This window comes from Pedobacter soli (assembly GCF_900101435.1).
Lineage (GTDB): Bacteria > Bacteroidota > Bacteroidia > Sphingobacteriales > Sphingobacteriaceae > Pedobacter > Pedobacter soli.
In genome coordinates, this window is record NZ_FMZH01000027.1 from 1 (window position 1) to 5254 (window position 5254).

The following is a 5254-nucleotide window of genomic DNA, read 5'->3' on the forward strand; positions in this document are numbered from 1 at the left end:
TCCGGTACAACATTGAAAGGAAAACCAAAAGTCAGTCATTTGGCAAATAAAAGAATAAAAACCTTGTTAACGATGTGTGCCTTAAACACCATAAAAAAAGACAATGAATTCAAAAGATACTATGATAGGAAAATAAAGGAAGGTAAACATCACTCATCCATCCTAAATGTACTTAGAAATAAACTAATCAGTAGGGCATTTGCTGCGGTACTAAAAGATAGGCCATATGAGAAAGATTTGAATTTCGCAGCATAAAATATTTCAAAATTTATTTGCAAAAACCATAGAATACAGGTTGGCAAGCTCTCATCAGTTGCATTAATGTATAATATTAGGTTATCTGTTTCGGTCGGCGCAACACCAACCGATAGGAATCATTGATGAGATGCTGAAACAAGTTCAGCAGGACGATCTGAAAATGAGATGTTCGTAATAGATAATTTTTGATCACATGCCGAAACCACCAAATATGCTTTCAGATGCTTATCTTTGTAGCAATTCGGGATAAAAACCCGACATGATATGCAAAAAGACATCGAAATTACTTTGCTCCCAAACCAGGTAGAGCAAACAGAAGTGATTAAACAGAAGCTTGCGGACGGCCTTAAACTGCCGCTAACAAGAATTAAAGGCTACGAAATACTCAAAAGATCTATCGATGCCCGCTCCCGTAAGGTTATTTTCAGGTTACAGGTAAGGGCTTTTGTCGATGAAGAAGTTGTTCCGCAAATTTATAACGTTAATTACCCTAACGTTGCTTCGGCTAAACCCGTTATCATCATTGGGGCAGGTCCGGCTGGTTTATTTGCGGCTTTACAATGTATCGAAAATGGATTAAAACCCATTATTGTAGAGCGTGGTAAAGATGTAAAACAGCGCCGCCGCGATTTAGCCGCCATTAATAAACAAGGTGTAGTAAATACCGAATCTAATTATTGTTATGGAGAGGGTGGCGCAGGCACTTACTCTGACGGTAAATTATATACCCGTTCTAACAAGCGGGGCGATATTAATAAAGTACTTCAGGTTTTTGTAAGCCATGGTGCCGAGCCCGATATCGCTATTGATGCCCGGCCGCATATTGGTACCAATAAATTACCACACATTATCACAGCCATAAAAGATACCATCTTAAATGCAGGCGGTGAAGTGATGTTCGATAGCCAGATGACCGATATTTTAACCGAACATGGCCAGGTAAAAGGCATCGAAATTAATTTTCAGGATAAACTTTTTGCCGATCACGTGATTCTGGCAACCGGTCACTCTGCCCGCGATGTGTACGAATTGCTGAACAGGAAAAACATCCTGATCGAAGCAAAACCTTTTGCTCTGGGTGTTCGGATAGAGCATCCGCAGGAAATTATCGATTCGGCTCAATATCATTGCGATATCCGTTCAGAATTTTTACCGCCCGCCTATTACAGTTTGGTAGAGCAGGTAGGCAGCCGCGGTGTATTTTCTTTCTGTATGTGTCCTGGTGGTATTATCGCACCATGTGCTACCGGCGAAAACGAAATTGTGGTGAATGGTTGGTCGCCATCTAAACGAAATAATCCTTACGCCAACTCAGGCACAGTAGTTCAGGTTACTTTAAATGATGTTCAGGGTTACGATCCGCTACGGATGCTTAATTTCCAATCAGAGATAGAAAAAATGGCTTTCGAAGCTGGTGGAGGTAATTTGGTTGCGCCCGCACAACGAATGGTCGATTTCGTAAACAATAAACTGTCGATCGATTTACCTAAAAACTCTTACCTGCCCGGCACAAAAAGTGCGATGCTTGATAATATTCTGCCCGATTTTGTGTCTGATAGCTTGCGTGCAGCATTGCCCTTGTTCGGCAAGAAAATTAGGGGTTACTATACCAACGAAGCCATTTTGGTAGGCGTAGAGAGTAGGACTTCCTCACCGGTACGTATTCCCAGAGATAAGGAAACTTACCAGCATCCGCAAATAAAAGGGCTTTATCCTTGTGCTGAAGGAGCAGGTTATGCCGGTGGAATTGTCTCGGCAGCTATTGATGGTATTAACTGTGCAAACGCAATATTGACAGCCTTTTAACAAACTTTATAGCACACAGGTTGTTGTTTGGTTATGTTTAATATTACCAACGAAATAAAAAAAGCTTTTAATGGCGATGCCTGGCATGGTAACCATGTGATGCAAACTTTAAATAATGTCAATCCTGAAAAGGCATTTAAACATTTTATCGGAGGTGCGCATTCTATTGCCGAAATCGCCCTGCACTTAACTGCATGGACTGAAGAAGTAACTTCGCGGTTAACCGGAAAGCCTGCTGCTGAGCCTGAACGTGGCGATTGGCCTTTGCCTGAAAGTAAAACACCGCAAGGCTGGGAAAGGATTATTTTTAATTTTAAAGTGGCAAACGAAGAATTGATTCGCACTGCCGAAAATATGCAAGCCAGCCATTGGGAAGATGAAGTGAAAGATGAAAGGAATCCGGCTTTAGGAACCGGCGTAACCAATACCGAACTTTTAAGTGGCTTAGCCCAGCACCATGCTTACCATTCGGGGCAAATAGCCTTGCTTTCAAAATTCTAGTCCGTTTATTAGCCTAATCACTAATTTGTAAAAGATGAATAAAACACTCATTATAGGCGCGTCGCCAAATCCATCACGCTATTCATACAAAGCTGCACACATGCTTAAGCGATTTAACCACGAAATTGTAAATGTGGGCATTAAAGAAGGGGCAGTTGCAGGAGTTGAAATCGAAAAACCCGGCCACATTCATAGCGATATTGAAACCATCACTTTGTATATAGGGCGCCCCTTACAGGCGCAATACCGCGAGTATATTCTGGCAACTAAACCCAAACGGGTTATTTTTAATCCGGGTACCGAGAATCCAGAGCTTGAAGAAGTATTAATTCAACATCAAATCGAACCTGTTGAAGCTTGTACCTTAGTGTTACTAACCACCGGCCAATATTAAAAACGGTAAACCACGCCCCAGTTTACATAATCTGCCTGTGCAAAGTGCATATAGGTTTTAGCCTGTAAACCAATATGTGGGGTAATGTTAAAAGTAGGACCAAATGTCCAGTACCAGGTTGCTTTTTCCATTAGTCTGTTGTAATGGATATATTTCCCGATTTGTGCAGCGACGGTAACACGCCATAAGTTAATATCTGCGCCAATACTTAAGCCTGTGCGCCACCTATCCAAAGAAGTACCGTAGTTCTGAAAAGTTTCGCCAAAACGATTAGGGTCAAAAACGCTGTAATAATAAACTGCATCAGCCCCTGCCTTTAGCGACATGATATCGTTTAAATAGAAGTTGTAGCCTGCATATAGCCCGCTTTTATAAAGGCTTTTGGTGTTGTCGCCAAATACGCCTCTTGCACCCAAACCCGCGCTAAGCTCAATAGAGTTGCGCTGTAGGGTGGTATAAGTGCTTTTTTTCTCGGCAGTAAGTTCTTTTGGATTGCTCAGTTTTAGCCCGATATATACATTGCCGGTATTCAGCCCGCCATTCGGTACTGTTGCCCCACCGTTCGATACATGCAGGAAACCAAAACCAGCCATTAAATCGGTGTATTTATTTAGCGGCAGCTCCATACCCAGATCAGCCTTAATGGTTTCGTTAATCGGACTACCAAGGAAACGGTTTTTCGTATTATTAAAGTAGTATTTATTGGTGTAGCCCAAACCCACGCCTGGTGTAAAGTTAAATTTAGCTTTTCCAATTTTAAATAGCTGAAAATCAAGTTGCAACACCGCGCCGTAAATCTGGCCAAAGGCATGTTCTGAAGTATCTTTAGTGCCTTTCAATTTATTCAGATCTCTGAAAATGAAACCAATTCCGTACGATTTGGCACCGCTAAAGCCAATCCATTTATCACTGTTTTGGCTAATATCTTTAAAGTAAGCAGCATCAAACCCAGTGATCTGATCCTGAAACAGATGTCCCTGATCGTTATTTACATGCGTACCGAATACCGGTTTAAAAATAATGGAGTGATTTTCCGGGGCAATTTGCGCTTTAGTAAAAGACAAGCCTGTAAAAAGTAAGGCCAAAAAGAGTAGTTGTTTTTTCATATTAACTTTTACTAAAACGGTAAGCAAGACTGTAATAAGCATATCGGTAGCCTGTTGCACTGTTTTTAACCTCATTTGAGGTAAATGTAGCCGTGTAATTGGCTGTCCAGCGGGCAATGGCAAAGGTTAAACCCAGCTGTGTGGTAAATACGATGGGTTTCGGTTTAAAGGTAATAGGACCTTTATCATTCAAGAACAATCCTCCCTGCAAGCTCGAATCGTAGGCTATAGTATGTAATTGAGGGGCCACCGAAAGGAAAAGTTCGTATTTACGTTTAGCGTTGCTTTTATTGCCATTACTTACTAAACTGTTAAAAGCAGCCGAGCCATCAATCTCATTAAATCTTCCTAATCTAAGCAGTGCACCTACATTTGCTTTGGTTATTACATTGCCTACTGCTGCCGAAGCAGTTCCCGTTACATCAAATATTTCGTTGGGGGTAGCCAGCAGGCGTTTGTTGTATTCTATGCCCAGATTTAAAGTAGGTTCGCTGTTTAACCCGTATTCCCAACCGGCAATTTGGTTCTGACCAACCAGTTTATGATAGGTTTTTTGAAATTCTTCGCCCAGGGCATCCTTACCCGTAAGACCAACCTGCGCTGTAACCTTTAATAACTGCTTATTTTGGTAAAACCTGCTGTAATTGGCCTCGCCATATAAATAAGCCGTAAATGGGCGGTCGTGCAGGGCGGGGTTTGGGGCAAAACTGTAATAAGGGTTATATATTTTTTGGCCCAACTCAAAACCAATTACCTCTTTGCTTCGCCCGGCTTTCAGGTTTTCTGCGTTTAAAGCATGCCTGTATTTAATAAAAAAGCCGTTCGTGTAATACCGGTCGCTGGTAATATCTATATAAGCATCGTTCTCTGTAATAACAACCAGCTCGTTTTTGTAATTCTGAGCCTGGCTAAACTTTGCAATAAAGATCAAGAGCAAAGGCAAGTAGGTTTTAAGCGCAACTTTCATTAATAATAAGGATGATTTATTAAAGCGGTAAAAGTATTAATTATTATTCAATATCCCGATAATTATACCGTTCGCTAATTATATCCCGATTTATTAGCAAAGCCTGTTCCTGTGCTTCGTTGGTTTTGGTAGTCCCGCTATTCCTTCAAGTCCTCACTCGTACCTCGCTCCGGGCTTTACGTTCTATCGGGTTTAGGTGGCACGGCCGGTGCAAAACACCCC

General features: G+C 41.5%; 5 protein-coding genes and 1 pseudogene. 4 read left to right on the forward strand and 2 right to left on the reverse strand.

What is annotated here, in order from left to right; all coding sequences use genetic code 11:
* The 4 genes and pseudogenes from BLR37_RS25550 to BLR37_RS25020 form a co-directional block, all read left to right on the forward strand.
* Positions 1 to 255 (forward strand): annotated as a pseudogene (locus BLR37_RS25550) (IS110 family transposase); the annotation flags it as partial.
* Between the two features lie 267 nt (positions 256 to 522).
* A complete protein-coding gene (locus BLR37_RS25010; RefSeq protein ID WP_090773436.1) occupies positions 523 to 2064 on the forward strand; it encodes an NAD(P)/FAD-dependent oxidoreductase in 1542 nt (513 codons plus the stop codon).
* A gap of 33 nt (positions 2065 to 2097) precedes the next feature.
* Positions 2098 to 2565, forward strand: coding sequence for a DinB family protein (locus BLR37_RS25015; RefSeq protein WP_090773438.1), 468 nt, complete (start codon positions 2098 to 2100; stop codon positions 2563 to 2565).
* 34 nt (positions 2566 to 2599) lie between these two features.
* Positions 2600 to 2959 (forward strand): CoA-binding protein, encoded by a 360-nt coding sequence (locus BLR37_RS25020; RefSeq protein ID WP_090773440.1) that lies wholly within the window; start codon positions 2600 to 2602, stop codon positions 2957 to 2959.
* Here the strand turns inward: BLR37_RS25020 and BLR37_RS25025 are convergent.
* Together BLR37_RS25025 and BLR37_RS25030 are read right to left on the reverse strand one after the other, a co-directional pair.
* Positions 2956 to 4065, reverse strand: a complete 1110-nt coding sequence (locus BLR37_RS25025; protein WP_167356681.1) for an acyloxyacyl hydrolase — start codon at positions 4063 to 4065, stop codon at positions 2956 to 2958. The two genes, BLR37_RS25020 and BLR37_RS25025, sit on opposite strands and share 4 nt — an antisense overlap.
* A gap of 1 nt (position 4066) precedes the next feature.
* Positions 4067 to 5032: a lipid A deacylase LpxR family protein gene (locus tag BLR37_RS25030; RefSeq protein WP_090773444.1), complete on the reverse strand. Its 966-nt coding sequence runs from the start codon at positions 5030 to 5032 to the stop codon at positions 4067 to 4069.
* Between the last annotated feature and the right edge of the window lie 222 nt (positions 5033 to 5254).